15 protein-coding genes are annotated in these 26856 nt (G+C 46.5%); 9 read left to right on the top strand and 6 right to left on the bottom strand.

All coding sequences use genetic code 11. From position 1 onward, the window contains the following. Nucleotides 1-44 precede the first annotated feature (44 nt). From RH949_RS10790 to RH949_RS10760, 7 genes are all read left to right on the top strand, one after another. Nucleotides 45-2165 carry an amylo-alpha-1,6-glucosidase gene (locus tag RH949_RS10790; protein ID WP_446353027.1) on the top strand — a complete coding sequence of 707 codons (2121 nt, stop codon included), beginning with the start codon at nt 45-47 and terminating at the stop codon, nt 2163-2165. 225 nt (nt 2166-2390) lie between these two features. Continuing rightward, entirely contained in the window at nt 2391-3068 is a 678-nt protein-coding gene (locus RH949_RS10785) for a hypothetical protein (RefSeq protein WP_446353018.1), read from the top strand. A 216-nt stretch (nt 3069-3284) separates the two neighbouring features. Then, nucleotides 3285-4304, top strand: coding sequence for a 2-hydroxyacid dehydrogenase (locus RH949_RS10780; RefSeq protein WP_446353016.1), 1020 nt, complete (start codon nt 3285-3287; stop codon nt 4302-4304). A 983-nt stretch (nt 4305-5287) separates the two neighbouring features. Beyond that, nucleotides 5288-6235 carry a hypothetical protein gene (locus tag RH949_RS10775; RefSeq protein WP_446353014.1) on the top strand — a complete coding sequence of 316 codons (948 nt, stop codon included), beginning with the start codon at nt 5288-5290 and terminating at the stop codon, nt 6233-6235. Next, nucleotides 6235-10428 carry a hypothetical protein gene (locus tag RH949_RS10770; RefSeq protein ID WP_446353012.1) on the top strand — a complete coding sequence of 1398 codons (4194 nt, stop codon included), beginning with the start codon at nt 6235-6237 and terminating at the stop codon, nt 10426-10428. Before RH949_RS10775 ends, RH949_RS10770 begins: the two co-directional genes overlap by 1 nt. Nucleotides 10429-10431: 3 nt before the next feature. Next, on the top strand, nt 10432-12618 hold the full coding sequence (locus RH949_RS10765; RefSeq protein ID WP_446353010.1) for an OmpA family protein: 2187 nt from the start codon (nt 10432-10434) through the stop codon (nt 12616-12618). A gap of 65 nt (nt 12619-12683) precedes the next feature. Then, nucleotides 12684-17393: an isopeptide-forming domain-containing fimbrial protein gene (locus RH949_RS10760; RefSeq protein ID WP_446353008.1), complete on the top strand. Its 4710-nt coding sequence runs from the start codon at nt 12684-12686 to the stop codon at nt 17391-17393. 125 nt (nt 17394-17518) lie between these two features. Here the strand turns inward: RH949_RS10760 and RH949_RS10755 are convergent, their stop codons facing one another. The 6 genes from RH949_RS10755 to RH949_RS10730 all read right to left on the bottom strand — a co-directional run bounded on the left by RH949_RS10755 (nt 17519) and on the right by RH949_RS10730 (nt 25425). Beyond that, complete coding sequence (locus tag RH949_RS10755; protein ID WP_446353006.1) at nt 17519-18289, bottom strand: Uma2 family endonuclease; 771 nt, start codon at nt 18287-18289, stop codon at nt 17519-17521. Between the two features lie 83 nt (nt 18290-18372). Continuing rightward, nucleotides 18373-19197 carry a CheR family methyltransferase gene (locus RH949_RS10750; protein ID WP_006104125.1) on the bottom strand — a complete coding sequence of 275 codons (825 nt, stop codon included), beginning with the start codon at nt 19195-19197 and terminating at the stop codon, nt 18373-18375. Between the two features lie 206 nt (nt 19198-19403). Next, nucleotides 19404-20456, bottom strand: a complete 1053-nt coding sequence (locus RH949_RS10745) for a protein-glutamate methylesterase/protein-glutamine glutaminase (RefSeq protein WP_446353004.1) — start codon at nt 20454-20456, stop codon at nt 19404-19406. A 309-nt stretch (nt 20457-20765) separates the two neighbouring features. Further along, entirely contained in the window at nt 20766-22559 is a 1794-nt protein-coding gene (locus RH949_RS10740) for a methyl-accepting chemotaxis protein (protein WP_232231785.1), read from the bottom strand. A 127-nt stretch (nt 22560-22686) separates the two neighbouring features. After that, nucleotides 22687-23175, bottom strand: a complete 489-nt coding sequence (locus RH949_RS10735; protein WP_446353002.1) for a chemotaxis protein CheW — start codon at nt 23173-23175, stop codon at nt 22687-22689. A gap of 60 nt (nt 23176-23235) precedes the next feature. Then, nucleotides 23236-25425, bottom strand: a complete 2190-nt coding sequence (locus RH949_RS10730; protein ID WP_446353000.1) for a chemotaxis protein CheA — start codon at nt 25423-25425, stop codon at nt 23236-23238. Between the two features lie 444 nt (nt 25426-25869). On the opposite strand from RH949_RS10730, the gene RH949_RS10725 reads away from it, so the two are divergent. Continuing rightward, a complete protein-coding gene (locus RH949_RS10725) occupies nt 25870-26244 on the top strand; it encodes a response regulator (protein WP_446352998.1) in 375 nt (124 codons plus the stop codon). Further along, the gene (locus tag RH949_RS10720; RefSeq protein WP_006104199.1) at nt 26241-26846 is read left to right on the top strand and encodes a chemotaxis protein CheC; all 606 of its coding nucleotides are present in this window, start codon (nt 26241-26243) and stop codon (nt 26844-26846) included. The genes RH949_RS10725 and RH949_RS10720 overlap by 4 nt, the downstream gene beginning before the upstream one ends. Nucleotides 26847-26856: the final 10 nt, after the last annotated feature.

The following is a 26856-nucleotide window of genomic DNA, read 5'->3' as shown; positions in this document are numbered from 1 at the left end:
CTGCGACAACTGGTTAGGTGTTCTGTTGGGAGAAAAACGTTGTGGTGCATTATTTAGATCGGCGGGAATGGCTGCTCACGAATGGATTAGGCAGTTTTGCTAGTGGTACGGTATGTGATGCTCGTACTCGCACCTATCACGGCTGGTTGATTGCTGCACTCGATCCGCCCCGACAACGGACGTTATTATTCTCTCATTTGGATACCAGTCTAGAGATCGGGGGCAAGATTTGGACGCTTTCGACAAATTTCTGGAATGGGGGTAAGACGATTGATCCGGTAGGCTATCAATTTTTGCGTTCTTTTGACACTGATCCTGTTCCTCACTGGGTTTGGGGATACCAGCAGTGGCAATTGACACGTCAACTGGTTATGCCTTACGGGTTAGTTGAGGATGAGGAAGGGTTTCGGGAAACGCGCCAGTTTTGCCACCGGATTCTGATTCAGTATCGCTATCAAGGTAGTGAGGTGGCAACCTTAAGGTTACGTCCTTTGATTGCCGATCGCAACTTTCATCACCAGCAATTCGACGAAGAAAATTTACAATTCTCTCAATTAATTGGACATCAATGCCTTTACCTGCAAGCCATGCGCCCGGATCAAGTGGGTACGCCTTGGCAGTTGGGTTGGAGTGTAGGAGAGTATCAACCGGATGAATTGTGGTATTGGAATTACTACTATCCTGAAGAAAACCAGCGCGGGTTAGGCGATCGCGAAGATCTCTATAGTCCTGGCTATCTTACTATTTCTCTGGAACCCGGTGCAACAGTTACGTTAGAAGCACGAGTGGGATGTCCTCAAGATACAGCAGCGCTCGAGTTAAATGCTCAAGTGTTTGAGGCGGCGGTGCAAGGGGAACAAGACAGGCAAAATCAGTTAGTGGCTATAGCAGCAGGGGGAGCTGGGGAAGCTGGGGGAGCTGGGGGAGCTGGGGAAGCTGGGGGAGCTGGGGGAGCTGGGGAAGATGAAATTAGATATCCATCTCCGATTCAATCGCAGCAAGAGTGGGAGACGATTTGGCGTCAGTTACTCAAAGCTGGCGATCAATTTATTGCTTGGTGTGCTTCCATTAATAGCCCAACGGTGATGGCGGGTTATCCTTGGTTCAATGATTGGGGGCGGGATACACTAATTGCTTTGCCCGGATTGGCATTAGCGACAGGACGTTTTACTTTAGCTAGGGGACTACTCAAAACCTTTGGCAATTATTGTCGCGATGGTTTAATTCCCAATACCTTTCCCGATGCTGAGACTGATCCGATTTATAACAGTATTGATGCGTCTTTGTGGTGGCTGGAAACCCTGGGACTGTATTTGGAAATCACCCAAGATTGGGATTTTTTGATTGAGCAATATCCAACGGTGCGAAAAATCTACAAAGCTTATACCGCAGGTACTCGTTACAATATTCAAGTTGATGCTGTAGATGGATTGCTAACCTGGGACGCGCCGGATGTGGCGATTACCTGGATGGATGTGGTGCTGGATGGTCAACCGATTACACCTCGTCTGGGAAAAGTGATTGAAATTAATGCACTTTGGTATTCAGCGTTGTGTTGGATTGGTAAATGGACTGAAAAAATGGCAACGGGGGCGGTTAAGGATCGGGTGCGTTTGTTGCACCATACTCAACATTATATCCAGCAAGCACAACAGGTAAAAACGTCGTTGCAGCGGTTTTGGAATCCCGATAAAAAATACTTTTATGACACCATAGAACCCGATGATCACCGCAATTCTCAAATTCGCCCCAATGCGGTAGTGGCGCTGTCTCTGTATCATTGTGGTTTTGCAGAGAATCAAGCGCGACAGGCTTTGCAAGTAGCACGCGATCGCTTGTTAACTCCCTACGGTTTGCGAAGCCTTGATCCGGCTGACTCTGAGTACATTGGTTACTATAGCGGCGATCGCTGGCATCGGGATAGTGCTTATCACCAAGGAACGGTATGGAGTTGGCTGATTGGACCCTTTTGTCGGGCGTGGAAACGTTTCTATCCCACAGAACCGCTTCCCTTTGACTGGAAACCTTTGCTAGATCACCTTCAGCATCAAGCCTGTATTGGGTCTATTTCCGAGATTTTCGATGGAGACGAACCCCATCTCCCCCAAGGCGCGATCGCCCAAGCTTGGTCTGTTGCAGAATTAATTCGTTGCTTTAGGGAATAGGGAAGTAAATAGGTTGTAAAAATTAAAGTTAATGGCGAGGATTGTCATTCGTCATTCGTCTTATGTCATTCGTCTTATGTAGGGGCGGGTTTAGGGACTTCATTCACTTTGTTCCCATTAACTGAACAACAAAACCCGCCCTAACCCCACCATTAACTAGGCATGGCTCAACACAATGCATGGCATTGATATTGATGTCCTAATGACCCTGACGACTGCTATAACTTGAAAACTGCTGTAAGTAAACCTCATTTACAAGCCCAAGAAACCAGGAATAATAGAATTAGGCGTAAATCATTAAAACTGGCTCTAATTCGGGGATTGTACGAACGGGGCTATGAGCGAGAAGATATAATCAACTTATTCCATTTTATAGACTGGGTAATGAGCTTACCTCAAGAGTTGGAAAATGAATTCTGGACAGAATTAGGTCAGTACGAGGAGGAAAGGAGAATGCCTTATATTACCAGTGTTGAAAGGATTGGAATTCAAAAAGGTCGTCAAGAAGGTCGTCAAGAAGGTCGTCAAGAGGGAATCAGAGAAGGATTGTTGGCAGGAATTGAATTGGGCTTAGGCTTGAAATTTGGTAGGGAAGGGTTAAACCTATTCCCGGAAATTTTGCTAATTCAGAATGTGGAAAACTTAAGGGCAATTCTTACAGGACTAAAAACCCTAAATACTCTAGAGGAACTGCGTCCGTTGTGGCATAAGACTGAGGGAATACGGCAAGGACTATTAGAAGGTATAGAAATATGTTTAAGCTTGAAGTTTGGCAGCGAACCGTTAGATATTTTAGCCGAAATCTCGGAAATTCAGGATGTGGAACAGTTACGAGCAATCCTAGCAGCGCTACCAGCCGTCAACACAATTGAGGAACTGCGTCAAGTTTATCAACCTAAATAGCTCACAACGGTAATAAAATAACCTACACCTGTAAGCTCTCCCCACACCCCTGTCACCAATAATTTACTCTAAGCAAGATCCCCGACTTCTTGGAGAAGTCGGGGATCTGTCTGTGTAATATTTTTTAATCATAATATAGATATCATATAATACAATATAGACTTGCAGTCAGTTATTTGCTGTTTGTTTTTACTTTATATCAAATAATAAACAACCATGAAAGTCGCTGTTTTCAATACCAAATCCTACGACCGCAATTTTCTAGAAACTACCAACGCGAATTATAATCATGACCTAGTTTTTTTTGAACCCCGCCTGACTCAAGAAACCACAGCCTTAGCTGTCGGGTTTTCGGCGGTGTGCGTGTTTATCAATGATCAACTGGATAAAACAACCTTGCAAGTGCTGGCTGCACAGGGGACGAAGCTGATTGCTACACGTTCGGCGGGGTTCAACCATATTGATTTAAATGCAGCGGCTGAGTTTGGCATAACTGTGGTGCGAGTTCCAGCCTATTCACCTTATGCTGTCGCTGAACATACCGTAGGACTCATTTTAACCCTTAACCGTAAAATTCATCGCGCTTATAACCGGGTGCGAGAAGGAAATTTTTCCCTGGATGGATTCATGGGATTTGATTTACATGGGCGAACGGTAGGGATTGTCGGTACGGGTAAAATTGGTTTCCTGGTTGCCCAGATTCTGCATGGATTTGGTTGTCAATTACTGGCGTATGATTTGTATCCGAATCCTGATTGTGAAGCCTTGGGCGTCAAGTATGTTGATCTCCAAGAACTCTTCGCGACTTCCGATATTATCTCTCTCCATTGTCCCTTAACACCTCAAACCCGTCACCTGATCAATGCCCAATCATTGGCGCAAATGAAATCAGGTGTGATGCTGATTAACACCAGTCGCGGCGCACTTATTGATACGCAAGCCGTTATTGATGCGCTCAAGTCTCGAAAAATTGGCTATCTAGGTTTAGATGTTTACGAACAAGAATCTAATTTGTTCTTTGAAGATTTGTCTACAGAAGTGATTGAAGATGATGTTTTTCAACGACTACTAACATTTCCTAACGTTTTGATTACAGGTCATCAAGCCTTTTTTACTGAAGATGCTTTGCAAAATATTGCTCAGACAACCTTATCTAACATTAGCGATGTCGAGTCAGGGCGTCCTTGTCCTAATGAGGTCAGCGCCCAACGTGTTGTTGCTACTAAGTCTGGATAAACCGAAAGCGTTGAACCAGGAATCACCGTTAATGGTCAACCCAGACGTGTCATGGTACGTCCCTACAAAAATTAAACGTTTTATGGTAATTAGGTGGGGACAATTAAAGTTAACGGCGGAGAACTCACTCCCTTGAGAAGCAAGCTACGTCATTTGTAAGGGTTTGAGGAACATTCACAAAATTTAACATATTTCGATTTTACGGCTATACACCCAAAGATAAAGAATGACAGCAATTTCTCATGGCTACTGTTATTACACAGGGTTAGAAAGTGCTATATTCGCTCACAACTTGACTTGACCCTGTTCCTTGTTCCTTATTCAGTGACCGCTCAAAAGTCTATCAAAACTTTATGAAGTAAATTTTTCAACAAAATGACTTGTCAGGTCAGATGTCATAGGTTAGGATAGCTTATTCGGGCAGTTTACCCCGACCACAAAAAATTGCCAGACTTCAAGCTCTGGCAGGGTTGTGACATGGGTTATAACTCATTCATGGCTTTACTCTATCAGTAGAGTAATGGTTTATAATCGTGATTATCAGGGCATCTACACGACCTCTTGTCAGGTCATTGGTCATAGGCTACTATAATGAACTGCGAGAGCCTAAATTAACGGGTCTTAGCTATCAATCCATTGGAGCAGGGTTAACCTGCTAGATGCTTTTTAGCGTTTAGAGGTTGAGTCAAAATCGATAACTTAATTGCTCCAACTGACTATTGATATTAACGCTAGAGTTCATTCATGCACATCAGTGAATATACTGAAACTCACAAATTCAACCAATTAAAGGGGAGCGACATGAAAAGGGATAAGCACATTTTACGCTAATATACAGTGTCTTAAGTTCTTATTTCTTGTAAAAATCCCAAAAACAGTCAATCAAACTCACGGTCAATAAAAACGTTTGTCAGTCAATTGATGGACAAACGGGTTTCCTTACTGTTGAACAATTCAATTCTCTTTTGGGGTGCTACCTTCTGATGAAATCTTTAACGGCAACGTTAGGGGTCTATGATCGGCTGCTAACTACGCTTATTGCTGCATTATTTTTCACTGGAACTTCATCGGCTACTGCCCAAGAAATTAAAAATCAAGCTTCAGCGTCCGGTGAGAATTTGCCAGGTTCAGGTATTGTTAACTCTAACGAAACCTCCCTAGTCGCAGGTCAGGCGGCTCTAGAGCTGATTAAAACAGCCGATCGCGCTGCCGCAGAACCGGGAGATACGGTGGTGTATCGCCTCGCCCTGAGAAACAGCGGTGAAGCCGCCGCTGATGATATTGTACTGAGGGATCGATCGCCCTTGGGTGTGCGATTTTTGCCGGAGTCACTGCAAGGTTCGATTACCACAGGCACCAACACAGAACCCGTAACATTACCCTCAGCCGAGCGGGATGGGCGCAATGTCGCGTTTACCTTTCCTCGTTTAGAACCCAATCAAACCCTGAATATTATCTATGCGGCGGTGATCACACCCGATGCGGTTCGGGGCGATGGTCGAAATGTCGCCCAGGAACGAGGAGGACCTGAGGGAGATGAGGGAGAAGGGCGCAGTAATATCGCCAGCTTTTTGATGCGGATTCGACCGGGAATTTTATCCGATTGCGGCACCATCGTGGGGCGAGTGTTCGTGGATAAGAACTTTGATGGCGAACAGCAACCGGGAGAACCGGGAGTCCCGAATGCGGTGATTTACATGGATGATGGGAACCGGATTACCACGGATACCGATGGTTTGTTTTCATTAGCCAACGTTATCGCCGGAAATCGCAGTGGGACGCTGGATTTGAGCAGTTTGCCCGGATACAGCCTCGCTCCCAATCTCTATTTCATCGAAGGGAATAGTCAATCTCGCTTGGTGCGACTTTCACCTGGAGGGATGGCGCGGATGAACTTTGCGGTGACACCGGCTTATGGGGAGGAGCAGTGATGAAGAACACTCAGGATCAGAATAGTTGGGACGATTCGAGTCAAGCCAAACTACTGAGATTCACGCTTTATTTTTCGTTACTCAAAAGTATCGATGATTACAGTGTTACAGGTAAAAGATGGTTGTCTTCGATTTCTGTAGGATTGCTGGTGATTCTAGTCGGGATGATTGGCATCATTCCGATGGCGAAAGCCGATGAATTATTACCGGAAGCAGACACTGAGGGCTGGCAACTGGGTAAGGCAGAAGCCAGAGAAAAGGAGGCAGAAGGGATTGATACTGAGGCTCTCAGCACCTCGAACTTGCCTGATCCGCAGCACGAGATTGCCACTCTAAGTGATGGGGTTGAGGAGGAATCTCAGTTAATTGAAAAACAAACGATAGAGCCTTCTACTTCCAATCTGCTGCCTTCTGAATCTGACAACTTCGCCAATACCCTATCCGAAAGCATTGCCCAATCTCACAGCAGTGAAAACTTGGGCGATATTGAACCAGCCCGGATGGAGTCACCTTTAGCGCCTTTACCCAAGGTGATTCGAGATGAGGGAAATGAGGTACAGCAGAACCAATCTGTAGGGGCGGATTTAACTGATAACCTGTCCCAGGAAACCGATAACTTGAGTCAACCCGCCCAGTTTGATCAATCTGTAGGGGCGGATTTAACTGATAACCTGTCCCAGGAAACTGGGGAAGCAGAAACCGCCGAGTCGGAACTTGAAGCATTCCAAGATGAATTCAGCCGCACGGCGCAACAAACAATTAATAATGGGTTGCAATTGGCTCCCGGTGATATTCGCATTCTCACTCCGGAACCCGGTACAATTGGCGATCGCACAACGGACTTGATGATTCAGTATCACGCCGAGAGTCAGGTTCAGGTGACGATTAATCAGCAGCCTCTCTCGGCTCAAACCCGGACAACAATTGAACGGGATCAGACTCAAGCCATTGTTACCCAAATATGGTACGGCGTCTCCCTCAAAAAAGGCGACAATACCATTACCGTTGCCCCAGATAACGGCACACCCGTTAGTCTAGAGCTTACCGTTGACCCTATAGCTGACCAAACAGATGTCCAAATTACCCTCACCCCAGTCGGCGATCCTCGTGTTCCCGCTGATGGTCGATCGACGATTACGATTGAAGGGAGTATCACCCGAGAAAGCGGGGAACTGATTGAAGAAGATGCAGTTGTCACCCTCACCGCAGCCGCTGGAGAATTTGTTGGCGCTGACTATGACGATGATCAACTCGGCTTTCAAGTTCTGGCGAAAAATGGACAATTTAGCGCCCGACTGCAATCCGGGTTAGACGCCCAAAAAGTCCGGATTCGGGCGGCGATTGAACGACTCGGTGTCCCCGACATCGAACAAATTACTCTAGAAGAGAGTACGCTAGGCGCTGTTTCCACCTTTTCCGAACCCATCCAAGCCTATACCCAAATTGAATTTGTCACCCATCTGCGCCCTTCCTTAGTCTCTGGGGTGATTAACTTGCGGATTGGGGAAGCGGGCACCAACTTTTGGGAAAGTCGCCGCGAGTTTCTCAATCCCGATAGTATTGATGATGGTCTAGAAGCTGACTTAGATAGTGCTATATTTGCCACCGGTCGAATTGGGGAATGGTTATTCACGGGAGCCTATAATAGCGATCGCGCTTTAAACGAAACCTGTGATGGGATTACCCGCCTATTTCGGGGACCCCAATTCTGTGAGAACCAATATCCCGTGTATGGGGATAGTTCTACAGTAGACTATCTCACCCCCTCCAAAGACAGCGTATATCTGCGCTTCGAGCGTTCCTCTCCCGTGATTGGGGCAGAACCTGACTATGCAATGTGGGGGGATTACAATACCACCGAATTTACCCGTGCTTCCCAGGAATTTACGGCTACGGCTAGGGCATTACACGGATTTAAAGGGAATTATAACCTGGGGAATCTGCAAGTTACTGCCCTATTTAGCCCCGATGTCGAAGGCTTTCAACGGGATACCATTCTTCCCGATGGCACCAGTGGCTACTACTTCCTCTCCCGTCGCTTGCTGATTCCGGGAAGTGAAAACGTTTACATTGAAACCGAAGAACTGAATCGCCCCGGTACCGTGATTGAACGCAAAGCCCTCTATCGCGGTCCCGATTACGAAATTGATTATGACCGAGGCTCACTCCTGTTTCGGCGTCCGATGCGAGCCACGGAATTTGACCCCTTTGGTAATACCTTAGTGCGGCGAATTGTGGTGACGTATCAGTTTGAAGCGGATGACGACACCAATATCTATGGGGGACGGTTGCAATATAACTTCTCCCAAGATTTTCAACAAGAACGTTGGATAGGAACCACCTATCTGCGGGAAAACCAAGGGTTACAAAACTTTGAACTCTATGGCGCGGACTTCTTAGTTTCCTTGGGAACGCAAGGACGGGTTGTGGGCGAATATGGTCATTCTACAAATGAGTCTCCCATGGGATTGGTGACGGGGAATGCCTATCGGTTGGAAGCCGTAAATGCATTTTCGGATAGGATTCAAGGGCGGGCGTATTACCGTTCTGTTGAAGAAGGGTTTGCCAATAACGCCACCACCAGTTTTACCCCCGGTCAAACTCGCTACGGGGCTAGTCTGGCGGCGCAACTAAGTGAGAGTACCCGGGTGCAAGCCAGTTATGATCGCGAGGATAACTTTGGTATCGCACGAGACCTCGACATAGATGAGTTTGAGGAGTTTTTTGACCTCTTCAATCCCGATAATAACTTTAATCCCGAACCCGATAGTCGAGTGGATAATAGCCTGACCACATTTCGGGCGGGGGTGCAACAACAAATTGGCACATCTGACCTGACGTTAGAATATGTCAACCGTTCACGGGAAGACAATCGCGGCGATACCTTTGATACCAACGCCAGCCAATTGGTGTCTCGCCTGAATGTTCCCCTGAACGAGGTTTTCACCTTCCGGGCGCAAAACGAATTGAACCTGGATGATAGTGACCCCCTTTATCCTAACCGGACTACCCTGGGTTTAGATTGGGCGGTGGAACCGGGAGTAACGCTGCGACTGGCGCATCAGTTTTTCGATGGCGGACTCTTAGACGATAATTCGATTACCAGTCTGGAAACGATTACCCAATATCAGTTAGGTGAAAATACATCTATTTCCTCCCGATATTCGGTTATTGGTGGGATGAATGGGATGACTGGACAAGCGGCATTGGGACTTAAACATGGTATATTGCTAGCGCCGGGATTGCGGGTTAACTTGGGTTATGAACGCATTGCCGATGATATCTTTGAGTCTACAGCCGCAGGCGATCGCTTTTCTCAACCTTATGCTGTCGGTCAAAGTGCGGCGTCGTTGGGACTCACGGAACGGGATTCCTTTAGCGTCGGGGTTGAATATACTGCCAATCCTGACTTTAAAGCCTCGGCGCGGTTGGAACATCGGGATAGTTCGGCTGGCGACAACACGGTAATTTCAGCGGCGGCGTTGGGGAAGGTTTCTCCTTCCTTAACCGCTTTGTTCCGTTACCAACAAGCGAGTGCAGCCAGTCAACTTTTAGAAGACTTAGACGATACATTGTCGGTCAAGTTGGGATTAGCCTACCGCAATCCTTTTGATGACCGTTTTAATGCCTTAATGCGATACGAATATCGCAAAAATCCGTCTACAATTCCCGATACCTTACTCTTTGGGAGTGGTACAGGTTCCAATGATCATGTCTTGTCTGGTGAAGGGATTTATGCACCCAATTGGCGGTGGGAATTTTATGGGAAATTTGCCCTACGTCGCAGTACCACAGATTTAGCTGACAATTTCAGCAATAGTAGCACCATTTATTTGGGACAGTCACGCATCACCTATCGCTTGGGATACCGGATGGATTTAGCGGTAGAAGGGCGCTGGATTGGTCAACCCTCCGTCGATTTTGATGAATGGGGTTGGGCGCTAGAAACGGGGTACTATGTCACCCCTGATTTACGAGTTGGGGTTGGCTATAGCTTTGGTAGTGTCGATGACCGAGACTTTACCGGGTATCGTTCCGAAGGAGGTCCCTATCTGAATGTCACCTTTAAGGTGAATGAACTCTTTGGCGGATTTGGACGGCAAAAAGTCGCCCCGCCACCCCAGCAAGAGGAATCTCAAGTACAGCCCGTGGCGAATAATGAACCAGCGGCAAATCCCACGAGTGAGGAGTGAGAAATGGTGTTCAATCAAAACTGTGTTCGTGTTCGTAGTCGGCACTTTAGTGCCAGAAGCGCTAAAGCGCTTACTACAAACCCACCCCAGCCAGAAGCGCTAAAGCGCTTACTACAAACGCTAAAGCGCTTACTACAAACTTTGACGTTAGCCAGTGTCTTAACATCGCCAACGTTAGTGACAGCCCAATCCCCGAATTTACGAGTGGTTGTTAATAGCACTCAGGATAGTATCACGCCCGATGAATTTCTCACCTTGCGGGAAGCGATTGAACTAACAAATGGTCAATTGACAGTTAATCAATTAAGTGATACCGAAAGAACGTTAGTTAGTTCCAGTCCTGGACAATCGCCCCAAATTGAGTTTAATTTACCCCCGCAAGACACCACGATTTATTTGACTGAATTATTGCCCCCGTTGGCAAGTCCAGGACTCGTGGTGGATGGGACAACCCAACCGGGATATGATCCGACAACCTCACCCACGGCGGAAATTGCCATTCCTCAACCGATTGTCACCATTACTCCGACACCCGGTCAGTCAATTTTGCGGGGATTAACCATTGTCGCCGATGGTGTCACCGTGCGAGGCTTGAGTATTTATGGCTTTAAAGCCGTAAACGAGACAACTTTAGCCACTCCTCCAGCGGATATTTTTATTTCCCATGCCTCACCGCCCCCGGATATTAGTCAGCAAGAAACCCCCAATTATCGGTTTCCTTTTTATCCGGAGAATGTTGCGCCTCAAGATGTGAACCTTGAGTTTAATTGGTTGGGAATTCCACCGAATGGGGAAATGCCAGAAAACAGGTCAGGGTTTGGAGTGTATGTGTTTAATAGTTTAGGCACAAGAGTTTACCGCAATCGAATTACTGACCATGATGGCAGTGCGATTATTACATCCGTGCAAGCGAATAATTTACAGGTGAGCGAAAATATTATTATCGGGAATGGCATTGATGGAATGCCGGATGCGATTCGCTTGGAAGGGGTGATTAATGATTCAGAAATTACCGGAAATTTAATTTGTGGCAATGATGGCAGTGGCGTGTATTTATTTAAACCGGAAGGGGCGGTACAAATTCGCGAAAACCAGATTATTTTTAATGGTAGACGCCTGCGACGGGCGGCGGTGTATTTGATGGGAAATAATCACCAAGTTAGGGAGAATCAAATCGCTTATCAGCCGGGACCCGGTGTGGTGGTGACGGCGTATCCAGATAGCGATCGCAATGTGATTGAAACCAATCGGTTTGCGGGGTTGGAAGGGTTGAGTATTGACCTGAATGCCCAACAACATGTGGAACCGATTCATTTCCAAATCGGGGATGGTCATAATCCCCCCCGGACTACCAAGTATCAACGCCAGACGACAGGGAACAATGGGATAAATGCCCCTCAGTTTGTCTCCGAGGAATTTGTTCAATTGGGTGATCAGTTAGAAGTATTGGGTCAAGCTGAACCGGGTTCAACAGTGGAACTCTATCGAGTCAGGGAAGCCGCTGAGAGTGTCTATGGTCCCTTGAGTGAACCGATTGCTAGTGCGACAACCGATGCAGAGGGTGAATTTAGGGTTACGCTGACGGGGTTACAGCCTGGGGAGACGATAAGTGCGATCGCGACTCATCCCCAAGACGGGACATCAGAACCCGCCCTGAATGCGGTAGTGAAGTCGTCAGATGGTACAATTCCGCCGAACCCAGAACCACTACCACCCGTGATTCCCCAATGTCTCACCCAAACGTCACCTCCACCCCCCCCAGAACCCACTCCACCCGTTCAACAACCGTTGACGCTGCGGGTGCCTCGGAATGTCCATTTTGCCCTAGATCGGTCTGATATCTCGCCAGAAAGTGCGGCGGTATTGGATCAAGTCGCGGCGGTTCTCAAAGAGTATCCCTTCCTCACCATTGAACTCCAAGGACACACAGATCCCCGCGCCAGTGTCGCCTACAACCAAGCCTTAGCCAGACGTCGGGCGTTATCGGTGCGGAATTATCTATTGCGTCAAGGAATCGATCCGGGACGAATGACGATTCGATCCTTCGGCGAAAGTCAGCGCCGGACAACCGGTAGCGGGGTGGTGGATTACGCACGCGATCGGCGAGTGGAAATTATTTTCCAGGATTTGAGAGGCTTGGAGATTATTTTTGAAGACCAAGAAACCGACTTACAAATTGAATCAAAGTGAGGTAAACGTTAGTACCTTATCTTACATTTCTCCATGACCCATTTCAATTTTAGAGGAAGCAAGTTGTGAACTTCGGACAATTTTTGGCAATCAACACTCAACGTCAGCGTCAAGGATGGTTTGTTTCCAGCCTCGCGCTTATCCTGTGTGCCTGTGGTTACTGGACTCAACCTGTTCGGGCAGAAGGGAGCAATGATCTAACATCTTTTGGCGGTAATCGCCCATACTTATTGTGGAGCGTTGAAAATATAGGTGGAATCCTACATCAACCCATTATTGAAGTTTATGCCCAAGCCGGAGAAACCATAAATCTTGGCTCAAGTGCTGTAGGTATGGGAGGGAGGATTGAAGCAACCAATGGTTCTACTACTATTACTTGTGATGGTTCCACTGGGGGTCAGATTGCCAACCGTGACGAAGAAACAGGTGGTCCAGACAATCCCGATGATACCGGTTACACGCCTTGCCAAGTGAATGTCACGGCTGCTACAGAGGGTATTTGGGAGATCAAATTTATTAGCGCTAATCCAAGTAATATTGGAGTTCCGCCTGTAATCGGTGCAGCAGACGATTGGACTCAAGCGAACAATGTTTCTTGGATCGCCGCCTGGGATATTACCGTCCGTAATGCTAGCGATGAAGACATTAATGGTCGAGTATTTTTAAACCAGTTGCCCTTGAATATGGGAGGCAATAATGCCTCATTTAATTCCAGACTGTTTGTCTTGACAAATGATGGTTTTATCTATCAAATTCAGACAAATCCTGGTCAAATAGCTAATGGGTTTGATCCATTTCGCTTTATATTTTTCTCTAATAATAAAGGATTTAGAGATGGCAATGGTGAGCCAATTTTTAGATCTCTGCAATTTCAAGAACCTCCTGCATTTGTTGGTAATTTACCTCCTGGCTTTTCCGTGCAAAATCCAAATAATGCTCCGGACAGTTCAACAGACTTCACCAACCAAATTTTTATCAATCAACCTGATAGTGCAGCTCTATCAGCCTTAAATCGTCCATTCGCAGTAGCTCCCCCTCCACCCACAAATTTAAAATTCACAGGGGATGAGGGTACAGATAATCAAGCAGGTACCTCACCCCTAGGAGGCACATTTTCCTTTCAGAGTTCTGCGACTGGAAGCTATCGCATTATCATTGATGCGAATCAAGATGGCGTATATGGCAACGCCAACGACCGAATACTTCTTGGCAGTGCCGTTATAGGTACAAACACAATTGATTGGGATGGAAACGATGGCGCGGGAATTCCTCTACCTGCCAGCACTCTCCCCTATCAAAGTCAAATTACCTTATTTGGAGGTGAAGCTCACTTCCCCTTATTTGATCCAGAGCAGGCTCCGGGAGGTATACAAATCCAGCGAATTAAAGAACCTAGTCCACCATCCTCAGTAGCTCCACCTCCGGATACAATCTACTATGATGACCAAAACACAGGTAATCCCGCTGACTTTAGCTTATGTGCGGCTGGGGAAACTGGATCAAATTGTTATGGCACACCACCAAACCCACGCCGCGCCATCGATGGAACTTCCAGTACTGGCGGCGGTCATAGATTCGATAATAATTTTGGCAACTTAAGAGGAATAGACACTTGGGTCTTCTACCCCTCAGAACCAACCCTCTTACAAAATGCTTTTGAAATAAAAGAAGCCGATTTATCAATTACGAAAACAGCGAGTCCGACTGTGGGGATTCCCGGTAGATCCCTTACTTTTACGGTTGTGGTCACAAATAATGGTCCAAGTAACGTTACTGGGGCAAGAGTTATTGATACCATCAGTCCTGCTATTACTGAAGTCACTTGGACCTGTACGGCTTCAGAGGGATCAAGTTGCCCTGCCAGTGGCAATGGGGACATTGATACCACGGTAGATTTACTGAATGGTGGTACAGCAACGTTTACCATCACAGGCACTCTCTCCTCTAACCCTCCGAACCAAATAGCGAATACAGGCACAGTTTTGCGACCGGATGATGTCACTGATCCAGATGACATTAATAGAACTGGTGCTGGCAATAATAGTGCAACCGCTACAGTTCCTATTGGTATCCAGCCCCAAATTTTCAAATCCATTAAATTTATCAGGGATAACGATGGCACAAACACACTAACAATTGGTGATGATGTTGAATACAAGGTTATCGTCCGCAATCCTAACAATACAGGGACGATTAATAACGTCATAGTTAGTGATATTGTCCCCATTCAAATCCAGGTTTTTCGGGATACTATTAACGTTGATTCCCCTCCTAACTCAGGGTTTGCCTTGTCTCCAACGTTACCCAGTGATAATTTTGAAGGTACAGGAACGACGATTCAGTTTACCAATGGTGGAACACTTCCTCCTAACAGCGAGGTCACGATAACCTATAACGCTAGGATTCTACCCGGAGCGTCAAGTCCGATTACTAACCAAGCTTTAGCCAATTTTGCAGGGGATGGGGGCAATCCAATCCGTTCAGATGCTAGCGATTCCACCAATCCCGCTCAAGAAGGGTCTGGAAACAACCCTGGAGACCCGCGTCCTGTTGACCAAGGGGGTGATGTAAACCAACCGGTGGAGGGTCCGGAAACGCCAACGATTCTGAACTTTGTCACACCCGTCAATCCAGCAGGGACAAAATCGGTACGTCTATTTGAAGATGCTGATGGTAGTGGTTCGGTTAGCACTGGGGATATTCTGGAATATACAATTACCTATACCAACACAGATCCGAATACAGAAATTACCAACTTCCAGGCAAGGGACGAAATAGCTAGCGATGCCTTGAGATTTGTTCCTGGCAGTTACAACTTTGAATCGTCTGGATCTGGGACAACGGTGACCGCTAACCTGAACTATAATGGCACAACCAACACGAACCTCAATCAACCTGGCAATCTGGGAAGTAGTGGTCAAGTTGTGTTCACATATCGGACAGAAATCATCGCTGGTCCGGGAATACCGATTCGCAACCAAGCCATTGCCTTCACAGATAATACAGGCAATACCCCTGTTCCTACCGATGCCATTCAAAAACCTGGAGATTTGCCACAAACTAATAATAGTGGTGATCCTTCCGATCCAGGTTTCGATGACCCGACAGTGTTGACAGTCGAAGACCCAATGACGCCAACGCGCCCAGTCGCTAATAAATCGGTGCGTTTCTTGAGAGATAACGATAACAGTGGTAGTCTTACCATTGGTGATGATATTCAGTACACAATTATCACGCGCAATGCCAACCCGACTCAAACGATCAATGAAGTCATTCTGAGTGAAATTCTTCCGGTTCAGGTACGAGTCTTACGTGACAGTTCTAACCCGATTAATGTTAATGCAGGATTCTCCCTTGCTTCCAGCCTACCGATTAGTAGTTTTAACGGTACAGGAAATCCAATTCGGTTCACGAATCCCGGAACATTACCACCAACGGGTGAAGTCGTTCTCACCTTCAATGCCCGAATTTTACCGGGGGCGGCTAACCCAATTACCAACCAAGGGCTGGTCAACTTCGAGGGAAGTGGCGGGAATCCCATCCGCACAGATGCCAGTGATACTACCAATCCCCGACGACCTGGGTCTGGGAATGAGCCAGGAAACCCTGATCCTGTCGATACAGGGGGTAATGTAAACCAACCGAATAATAGTGCTACCGACCCGACAATCTTGAATTTTGTCAGTCCTGTAACTCCCACTGGAAGTAAATCAGTGCGTCTGGTTGATGATGCTGATGGTAACGGTTCGGTTACTACTGGTGATACTTTGGAATACACAGTTATTTACACTAACCCTGAAGCCAATGCTCCCATCACTAACGTCTTAATCACTGACCAAATCGAAGCCGACAAAGTAAGTTTTGTCCCCGATAGTTATAACTTCCGACGTGTAGATGGCAGTGGAACAGCCGGAAATACGACAACCGTAGAAGCTAATCCCAGTTTCAACGGCACCACGGATCAAAACCTAAGTAATCCCAACAATCGAGGACAATTAGGAACTGGTGGTGGTCAAGTCATGATCATGTACAGTGTCCGTGTCACGGCTGGGGCGGGTACACAAATTCAAAACCAAGCTACAGCCCAATCAAGCGGCGGTTCAGTAGACTTCTCTCTCACCGATGCCCTTTCGGGGTTAGGAGATGATGGCACGCCATCGTTGCCGCAAATCAATGATGATGGAGAAGATTTGGGTAACCTTCCCGGTACTGGGGATGATGAGCCGACGATTGTGACGGTTGGTAGTCCTGGCAATCCACGTCTGCGATTAGTCAAGCGAATTACCAATATCACCCGCGACGGTGTATCCATCAGTGGTATTGACTTCAACAGCTTTAACGATGATCCAGCTAATCCCGATGACGATGCAGCAGGTTGGGCGCAACGTCCGCCTGTAGGCATTATCCAGTTGGGACCGGAAAATACCCTGCAAAGCGGTGATAATGTGGAATACACCATCTATTTCCTCTCCGATGGTGGGACAACCGTTAACGGTATTCAGGTTTGTGACGCGATTCCCGAAGGCACGACTTTTATCTCAGATAGTGTTTCACCGGGTCAAGGGATTTTGTTGAATCAAGCGGGAATTGATAACCCTCTGACCAATGCCTTAGATGCAGACTTAGGCACATTTTTCGGAGAGTTAGACCCGGTTAATACCTTCTGTCCCAACCCCAATAATCCTGATGGATCGGTATTAGTGAATGTGGGAAATGTATCAACAATTAGCCCAGATAATATTGGCTTTGTCCGCTTCCGGGTCAGGATTGATTAGGTAAAAGCGGCAGGAGGATGTTAATCTAGTTCATCTGGATTAATATTCTCCTGAAACGGCGCTGATAAGGCGCTAAAGCGCCTACTACGAACGAACAGGTTGTGTTCCTACTGGTTCGATTGGTGTTAATCGAGTTCATCTGGATTAACTCCTAACTCCCGCAACCGCGCCGCCAATCGTTCGGCTCGTTCTTCGGCGAGGGTAGCCCGTTGGTTCGCCGCGATCGCGTCTTCTTCAGGAAGGGGAATTAAGTCTCCTTGACTCGTAAACCAGCGCAACCACAACCGTTCAATTCCTTGATAACATCCCTGCCATAATCCTAAACTTAATCCCAACGGAGGAATCAGCAAACGTCCATCGGTTAGTTCTGCCGATTCATAAGCACCAGCCACCCAGCGAAATGCTTGCAGTTCATTGGTATAGCGACTAAAAATAAAATAATAGGGAACTCGCAGAATCTGTTCGTATACCTGCCACTTAGTCGGAGGTTTCCCCGCTTGACGAATGGTTCGACCCAAATCATCATCTTCTGTCCCTGGAGATAATAATTCCACCACCACAAACGGACTAACCAATTCTTGCCACAACACATAACTTAAACGCAGGTCATGACCTTCATAGAGTCGAGACACACCAACCACCGCAAACCAATCCGGTCGTTTATACCAGTTGGGATGATGTAAATCATAATAGAGATTAATGTCAACACCCACAAAAATTTCCTCTGGATTCCAGTTAACTGGCTGAAACGTTTGTCGCAATAGGTGCGGCTGTAAACTATGAAATTCGTCAGGCAATCCGGGTTCCTCCAGGTGTTCACTCGGTAAATCATACATCGTCGGTAGGGTTTGCCGAGGGGAAAGGGGTGGGTCAGTTTGAGCAGGAAGACGAACCATAGCAATTTTAGGTTTAGAGTTTAGTACAGGCGATATCTGTAGAGACGCGACATTTCGTGTCCCTACTAGGCTAACGAAAATCCCTATAAGCGCTGACGATAACACACCGCTTTATCTACTTGCACCCGTTCAAAGGAGTCATCTAAATTTAAGGTAGTTTCCCCACCGCCTAAAAATAAATAACCGTCCGGCGCGAGAATTGTCCGGATTTTTTCTAATACGGCTTTTTTGGTGGCTAAATCAAAGTAAATCAAAACATTACGCAAAAAAATAATATCCAGTTTATGGAATTGGGTAAATGAATGGGTTACTAAATTAAGTTGCTGAAATTCAATTCGGTGGCGTATTTTATCACAAATTTGCCACTGGTTTCCTTTATGTTGAAAGTATTTATTTAACAAGGAAAGGGGAAGTCCCCGTGTCACTTCAAGTTGACTATAGAGTCCGGCTTTGGCACGGTTGAGGATCTCATTGGAGAGATCGGTGGCAATTAATCGGAGTTTCCAGTTCATTAGTTCGGGAAACTCTTCATGCAGTAGCATGGCAATGCTATAGGGTTCTTGACCACTCGAACAAGCCGCACACCAAATATTTAAGGTTCGTTGCGTTTGCCGTTTGGTTAAAAGTTCGGGCAGAATGACCTTGGCAAGGGCGTCAAAGGGATAGCGATCGCGGAAAAAGGATGTCTCCGTCAACAGCATTCCCTCAACCACCTGGACATGGCGTTGATTAAAGGGTTGCGTTTGCAGATTGGCAATCATTTCCCCCAAAGAACTAAATCCCATTTGCGTCGCCAGAGGGGTTAAGCGCAACTCGGCTAAATAGGCTTTATCTGCATCCAGAACCATGGCGGAATGATGGCGTACTAATTGGCGTAAATAGTTAAAATCTTGATGATGTATTGGCATTGTTTTAAGATTTAATTGTTATGTAGGGGCGGGTTTGACTATTAACGTTTTTGACCTCACAACAGATGTGACTAAACCCGCCCTGACTGAGGAGAAGAGGGCGACCCGAGTCAATTGAGTGGACGGGTGTTGTTAAATGTGAGAAGCGGGTCGCCCCTACAGGTTTCGTGATGCTATGTTCATTTATGGGAGTCTCTTCAGGAATTTCAACGAACCAGTTGGATAATTTCATCGGCGATTTGGTCTAGGGGTAAAATATTATTAGCTAAACCCGCTTGGGCGATAGATTTGGGCATTCCCCACACCACACTACTGGCTTCATCCTGAACCAGAATATGTCCCCCGGCGTCGCGGATATGGTGACACCCTTGCAAACCATCTTGTCCCATACCCGTCAACACCACCGCGATCGCACTCCCTGGAAATGTCTTAGCAACGGATCGAAATAACACATCCACCGCCGGACGACAGGAATGTTCGGGTGGGGCTTGGTGTAAACTCAGGTGTACCGTTTTCCCCCGGCGCACGACAATTCCGTGGAAATCTCCCGGCGTAATCCACGCATGACTCGGACGCAGTTCAGCCCCCTCATAGCCCTCGGCGACGGAAATGTGACATTGATGGGTTAAACGTTCGGCTAAACGTTTGCTAAATAGGGGAGGGATATGTTGCACGATGACAATGGGTAGGGGAAAATCGGCGGGAAACCGGGATAAAAGCGTGGCTAGGGCGTTCGGTCCCCCCGTAGACACACCGATCGCGACAACTTGGGCTTTGGCGAGTTTCAGGCTGGCGGTTTGGCTGGGGAGGCGCGATCGCGCGATCGGTGTATTGTCAGATACGCCTAAGATATCGGCACAAAAGACTTTAATTTTAGGAATTAATTCGCGTTTTAAATAATCGGAAACTGCCTCACCTGTTCCCAATTTTGTTGGTTTAGTAACATAATCCTGAGCGCCGAGAGAAAGGGCTTCTAACGTAGCTGCTGCACCGCGTTCGGTGAAAGCACTAAACATAATCACGGGCAAGTTTGGATAACTTTGGCGAATGGCAGTTAATGTTTGCAAGCCATCCATTTCTGGCATCTCTAAATCTAGGATAATTAAGTCAGGGTGCAGGTGAGGTATTTTAGAGAGGGCAATTTGACCATTGGCGGCAATTCCAACTACGTCTAAAAAAGGGTCTTGAGAGAGGATTTCACTGAGTTTTTGACGAATAATTACCGAGTCGTCAACGATGAGCAGGCGAATTTTACGCATTGTAGGGTAGGGGAGATGTAGAGACGTGCCATGGCACGTCTGTGGTGCGGGGCAAGAGCGATCACTCTCGCTAATGTTAGTAATACATAGCTGCGAAGGGGGATGACAGAGGATGCGGGAGCTTTTGTTTCATGGGAGAAGGGGAACCGAACTCTCTTGCCTCTGGCTCCCCTCTCCCCCGCGTGGGAGAGGGGCTGGGGGTGAGGGGTTTAGTTGACATAGATGGGCGGGTTTAGTCACATTTAGGTGAGGTAAGAAACGATAGTTGTAAAACCCGCCCCTACACAATCAAAACATTCCCTTCACTAATTAATACTTGAACTGATTCACCAAGGCTTGTAATTCCGACGCGAGTTCGGCAAGTTCCGCCGCCGATTTCAACGTATTGCTGGCGAGGGAGGTAGTTTTTTGAGCCGCGTCCGCAACACTATTGATATTTTGGGGAATTTGTGAGGTACTTTGGGCGGCTTCGGCGACGTTGCGAGCCATTTCATTCGTCGTCGCAGTTTGTTCTTCTACCGCACTGGCGATTGTGTTTTGGAAGTCGTTGATTTGATTAATAATCGTGGTAATTTGACTAATCGCTTCCACCGAACTTTTGGTGTCACCTTGAATCGCTTCGATTTTTTGGCTAATGTCTTCTGTCGCTTTGGCGGTTTGTTTCGCCAGTTCCTTCACTTCATTGGCAACAACGGCAAATCCTTTCCCCGCTTCCCCGGCGCGGGCGGCTTCAATTGTCGCATTAAGTGCGAGGAGGTTCGTTTGTTGGGCAATGGAGGTAATTACCTTAATCACATTACCAATTTCTGCGCTACTTTGACCCAATTTGGTAATCGTTTGGTTAGTGCTTTCAGTCATATTAACCGCCGTTGTCGCGACTCGCGCCGCATCCGCCGCACTTTTGGCAATTTCTTTAATACTGGCGCTCATTTCTTCTACCCCTGTCGCCACCACTTGAGCATTGCGGTTGACTTCTTCGGCATAAGCTGACGCAGTTTGGGCTTGTCCGGAGGTATGTACGGCGTTTTCATTGAGTTGTTGACTCACCAGGTTCATGTCTTCCGAAGCTTGAGCAACAGCCGTGGCGACTGAGGCAATTTTACCGACGGATTTGGTTAAATTGCTTGCCATTCGATTGACATTATCGGTCAGTTGTTTGAAGTCGCCTGTGGTTTTTGCAGTAACGTTTTTGGAGAGATCACCTTGAGCAATGGCTGAGGTTAATTGGGTAATATTTTCAACTTCTTCCTTGAGATTTGCCGCCATCTGGTTAATGTTTTCGGTTAAGTCTTTCCAGATTCCGGTAGCCGTTTCCACAACAGCGCGACTACTCAGGTTTCCTTCGACACTAATTAAACGGGCGACGCGGTTTTTCTCATTGGTATATGCCTCGATATTATCCCGCAGTGTATTAATCGTGGTACTCAGGCTTAAAAGATCACCCTTTAACGGCTGATTGTTAATCTCTAGAGGCATTTTACAGGACAAATCACCAGCCGCGATCGCTTTCAGTACATCCTGGGCGGCGAGGGTGGGTTGGGCGAGGGTGTGGATCAGGGTATTAATCGCGGTGGTTGTTGTTGCCCATCCTCCTTTTAAATAGGGGGGTGGAGATACAGGTTCAGCCCCATATAACCAGCGCCCGGCATAATTTTCCCAATCCTTTAATACGGTTGTTTGCTGTTGGCGTCCCAGTCGTTCGGTGAGTTTACCGTCTTGAACAACCTGTTTACTAACTCGGACAATTTCATGGATAACGGTTTGGTTAACACCCATCCATTCATTGAAAACTTGAGCAATTTCGCCCCAGCCGTTTTCCTCAGTGAGTCGGGCATTAAAGTTACCATCTCTGGCACTTTTTAGGGCTTGGAGGAGTTCATTAAAGTTTTCTGGGGATAAGAGAATTCCCTCAATTTCATGGCTTGGCTGCGAAGCTGTCGGCGTGTGTTTAGGTTCAGATACCATGGTTTCACTATGATGATGTTCATTGCTTCCATTGGTCTCTTGATTTTGGAAAAAGACTAAGCGTCCGGGTTTGCTGAGTTTATCGAGGTTCATGGCTTCTCCTAATTTGTGAATTCCTTTGAGATGGTCGAGGTTCATTATTTTTTGTTCTTTGTTCTTTGTCCTTTGTTCTTTGTCCTTTGTCCTTTGTCCTTTGTCCTTCTTTAAGGAATGAGTTTGACGTTTCTGTATTCTTTAGCCCTTGACTTGCTGACGTATACATTATTTAATTCCGAAGAGTTGGTTTAAAAATGGTGAGTTCAACAACTTTGTCGGTATCGAGAATCAGCAGAAGTTGATCGGTAAGTTTATACGCGCCACGAATTAATTGCCGTGCGTTTCCCGTTAAAGTTTCTGGGGATTTTTCAAAGCAATTATCGGAAATTTCTAACACTTCTCCCACATCATCAACAAGCAAACTAATCACCTCATCAGCCGTTCGCACAACCACATTAAGAGGGAGGTGTTCGCTATCTTCATGCAGTTCTGTTTCAACGGGTATCTTAGTGACATTTTGATCTAACTCCAGAAATTGACGTAAATCCACAGCCGGAACAATCTGACTCCGTAGGTTAATTAATCCCCGCACGGCTGGCGGTGCTAAGGGAACGCGGGTAATCGACTGATAGCGAATAACTTCTTGCACGTTTTCCACTTCTAGCCCTAAGAAGAAATGGTCGAGAAAAAAGGTACAAAATTGATGGAATTGAGCCATGATGAGGGAAGTATTTATAATGACGAATGACGAATGACGAATGACGAATGACGAATGACATTAAATTGCTTCGATGTCTAAAAGTTCGGTCACTTGACCCTGAATAACCGCGATCGCCTGCACCCCTGGACGAGTGGCTTCACCTGTGATACAAAGGTCTTCCATGACGATATCCACCATGCGTTGCACCACTAATCCAATTTGGCGTCCACTTTGACAAGCAACGACGACAACTTGCAGCAGATCAGCGTCTAATACGGCTGTTTTGGGGTTAGCAGCGCTAAAGCGCTGACTACTAACAAAAGATACATTGGCAAAATTAACTAGGTAGAGAATTTGGTCGCGATACTGAATCACTTGGCGATCGCCCACTTGTTCGATCGCGGTTCTGGGAAATTCTTCTAAACGCACTACCCGTGACAAGGGAATTGCCATGCGGCTGTTATCTAAAGCTTCAAATAACAGTAACATTTGCACGGTTTCGATAGTGGATTGAGAGGACATTTCTTGCTGAATTAAAGCGTTTGTTTGTTCATCTGAAAGTACCCCCGCCCGTGATGCTAAACTAAATATATCTAAAATTAATGCCACTTTTCCATCCCCTAAAATTGTGGCTCCGGCAAAACAAGGGGTTTCTTTGAGTAGTTTACCTAAGGGTTTAACGACAATTTCTTGAGTATCATTAATTGCATCAACCACTAAGCCAAAGGTAAAATTATCGACTTGCAGAACCACAATGTTCAGCATGATTTCCGATTGCGGATGGGCGGGTTCCGGTTCCCATTCCACTAATTCCAGTTCCCGATTCAAATACACCAGGGGTAATAATTTACCCCGCAACCGATACACAGGGGCTTTGTGGACATATTCGATCCCGTGATCCGCTTGTTCTCCCTGCAAGCGAACTAATTCTAAAAGACTGGTTTGAGGAATGGCGTAGCGATCGCCGCCACTGGTGACAATTAAGGCGGGAATAATTGCCAAGGTTAAGGGAATTTTTAGTTTAAATGTCGTTCCTAAGCCAAGTTGAGTGTGAACGTCTACCGTACCGCCAACCTTTTCTACATCGGTTTTTACTACATCCATTCCCACTCCCCGCCCCGATAAGCGCGTTACACAATTAGCGGTAGAAAAACCGGGAATAAAGATTAAATTAAGGGCATCAGTATCACTTAAGCGATTGGCTTGATTCGGCGTAATTAAGCCTAAGCTTAACGCTTTTTGTTTCAAGCGTTCTGAATCAATTCCCGCCCCATCATCCGAAATTTCAATCGTTACATAACCACTTTCATGGAAGGCTTGCAGACGTAATCGCCCGGTGGCGGATTTTCCCTGAGTTTGACGTATATCTGGGGATTCAATCCCATGATCCACACAATTACGGAGTAAATGCGTTAAGGGATCTTTAATCGCCTCAATAATCGTTTTATCTAGTTCCGTCTCTTCTCCCTCTATCTCCAATTGCACCTGTTTTTCCGTCGCGATCGCAACATCCCGAACTACCCTAGGAAACTTGCGCGTAATTGTACTAATCGGCTGCATTCTGGTTTTCATGACCCCTTCTTGCAACTCTGTTGTCAGTCGGTTTAATTGCTGGGAGGTAGTAACAAAGGCGGTTTCATCTTGCAGCGTGGAGAATTGTTGAATCTGATTGCGAACTAATACCAATTCCCCCACCAAATTCATCAACTTATCCAAAAGATTGATATCGACTCGGATTGACTGTACTGTATTTGGGGTTGTCAACGCCGACATCAACTCCTCGCGATCGCAGGGAAGTTTTGACCCTTCAGGATTTGTAGGGGCGGGTTTAGGGATTTCCTTTTGGCTATTAATGGTAACGTTTGTACAAAACCCGCCCTCATCTCCCCTATCTCTAGATTGCAGTTGATTTAATGTCTGAATTAAGCCAGAATAGTCAACCTCGCCTTCTTGTCCGATCGCGTCTATCTGGGCGCAGATTTGCTGCATGGCGTCTAGGAGTTCCAGTAAGCTGCTGGTAATCTCCGCATTTAGCTGCAATTGTCCATCTCGTAGACAACTAAGCAAATTTTCACCACTGTGGGTAAGGGCTTCTAGAGTGGGAAACGCCATGAAGCCGCAGTTTCCTTTAATTGTATGTAAGGAACGATAAATTCCTTCGAGTAAATCTTTATTGGTGGGATTTTTCTCTAATGTGACTAGATCCGTCTCAATCTGACTAATATTCTCGTAGCTTTCTACCAAAAAGGCTTTGATGTCTTCATCCATGATAGTTAAGTAATGGCTTGCATGTAGTCTGGGACGTTAATGGTTAAAGCTGACAGGAATTATTTCAAGAAAAATACGGCGGAAGTCAGTGGGATTCAATTTCACTGAGTTTCGCCACTAAACCGAGTCTATCTTGGCGCAGGGAACGCTGCTATCGGTGATCCCACCCAACTTGAGAAGGCTGGATGAGAAAGATCCGTGATTTCACCGAATGACATTCTCGGACATTCGCTAGACAATAAAAGACAAGGATGAAACGGTTTTGATGAGTAGGGGCGGGTTTCACTATTATCGTGTTTTTTCATCCTTATGTTACTAAACCCGCCCTGATCAACTGTGCAGATTCGTTGAGAGTTGGGTTTCATACCTCAACCCAACCGACTTGCTAACTTCATTCAACCAACTGTTTAACCGCAAAAAACTGTAACCAAAATCGAGGAAACTATGGCATTAATTCTAATCGTTGATGACGCCGCGTTTACCCGACGGATGATCCGGAAAACCCTTGTCGCGGATGGACATGAAACCCTAGAAGCCACTAATGGACAAGAAGGACTGGATAAGGCGATCGCACATCAACCCGACTGTATCTTAACCGATATGCTCATGCCCGTTATGGATGGCTTTCAACTCCTCGCCGCCTTGCGCGATCGCCAAATTAATACCCCCGTCATTGTGATCACCGCCGATATTCAGGAAAATGTGCGCCAGCGTTGTCGTGAGTTAGGCGGATCAGGCTTTATTAATAAACCCCCCAAAGAAGCCGAATTACGTCGCGTTATTGGTGAAATCTTAGCTTGTCCCCAGGAGACTGTATGAACTTAACTCCCGATCAAATTGACGCGATCCAAGAAATCGTTAATATTGGTGTCGGTCGGGCGGCTAGCGTCCTGAATGAAATGCTGGAAGCCCCGATTCGCCTCCAAGTTCCCTATATTAAAATTGGGTCGCCTCTGGATTTTCAATCTGAAATGGAAACTCGCCTCGGTGGGGAACAAGTTGCAGCAGTTCGCCAAGACTTCTCTGGATCTTTTTCGGGTTTAGCGGAGTTAGTTTTTCCCACCGATAGTGCTTCGATTCTCGCCGCTGTTCTCACGGGTGAAGAATTAGGAACACCGGATTTAGACGCTGTTCGCATTGGTACGTTAAGTGAGATTGGCAATATCTTAATCAACAGCGTGATTGGGTCAATTAGTAACGTCCTCAATCAACGCCTCGACTATGCCATTCCCAGCTACATCGAGGATACTGTCGAAAACTTAATCAACGTCGGCGACAATCAGCAGGAGAATACTATCCTTTTAGCCCAAACCCAATTTTTTATCGAACAACTTCAGATTCGCGGCGATATTATCCTCGTCTTTGAAGTCGGTTCCTTCGACGTGTTGCTGGACGCGATCGCGATGCTAACTACTGTGTAATCTGATTCAT

Source organism: Coleofasciculus sp. A1-SPW-01 (assembly GCF_040217205.1).
GTDB lineage: Bacteria > Cyanobacteriota > Cyanobacteriia > Cyanobacteriales > Coleofasciculaceae > Coleofasciculus > Coleofasciculus chthonoplastes_A.
Note: the sequence above shows the minus strand (reverse complement) of the source record. Positions and strands in the feature narration are given on the sequence as shown.

Excerpts from the sequence above, each read along its gene's own strand:
- RH949_RS10780 (WP_446353016.1), top strand. The coding sequence starts at position 3,285 with ATGAAAGTCGCTGTTTTCAATACCAAATCCTACGACCGCAATTTTCTA.
- RH949_RS10775 (WP_446353014.1), top strand. The coding sequence starts at position 5,288 with ATGAAATCTTTAACGGCAACGTTAGGGGTCTATGATCGGCTGCTAACT.
- RH949_RS10770 (WP_446353012.1), top strand. The coding sequence starts at position 6,235 with ATGAAGAACACTCAGGATCAGAATAGTTGGGACGATTCGAGTCAAGCC.
- RH949_RS10765 (WP_446353010.1), top strand. The coding sequence starts at position 10,432 with ATGGTGTTCAATCAAAACTGTGTTCGTGTTCGTAGTCGGCACTTTAGT.
- RH949_RS10755 (WP_446353006.1), bottom strand. The coding sequence starts at position 18,289 with ATGGTTCGTCTTCCTGCTCAAACTGACCCACCCCTTTCCCCTCGGCAA.
- RH949_RS10750 (WP_006104125.1), bottom strand. The coding sequence starts at position 19,197 with ATGCCAATACATCATCAAGATTTTAACTATTTACGCCAATTAGTACGC.
- RH949_RS10745 (WP_446353004.1), bottom strand. The coding sequence starts at position 20,456 with ATGCGTAAAATTCGCCTGCTCATCGTTGACGACTCGGTAATTATTCGT.
- RH949_RS10740 (WP_232231785.1), bottom strand. The coding sequence starts at position 22,559 with ATGAACCTCGACCATCTCAAAGGAATTCACAAATTAGGAGAAGCCATG.
- RH949_RS10735 (WP_446353002.1), bottom strand. The coding sequence starts at position 23,175 with ATGGCTCAATTCCATCAATTTTGTACCTTTTTTCTCGACCATTTCTTC.
- RH949_RS10730 (WP_446353000.1), bottom strand. The coding sequence starts at position 25,425 with ATGGATGAAGACATCAAAGCCTTTTTGGTAGAAAGCTACGAGAATATT.
- RH949_RS10725 (WP_446352998.1), top strand. The coding sequence starts at position 25,870 with ATGGCATTAATTCTAATCGTTGATGACGCCGCGTTTACCCGACGGATG.
- RH949_RS10720 (WP_006104199.1), top strand. The coding sequence starts at position 26,241 with ATGAACTTAACTCCCGATCAAATTGACGCGATCCAAGAAATCGTTAAT.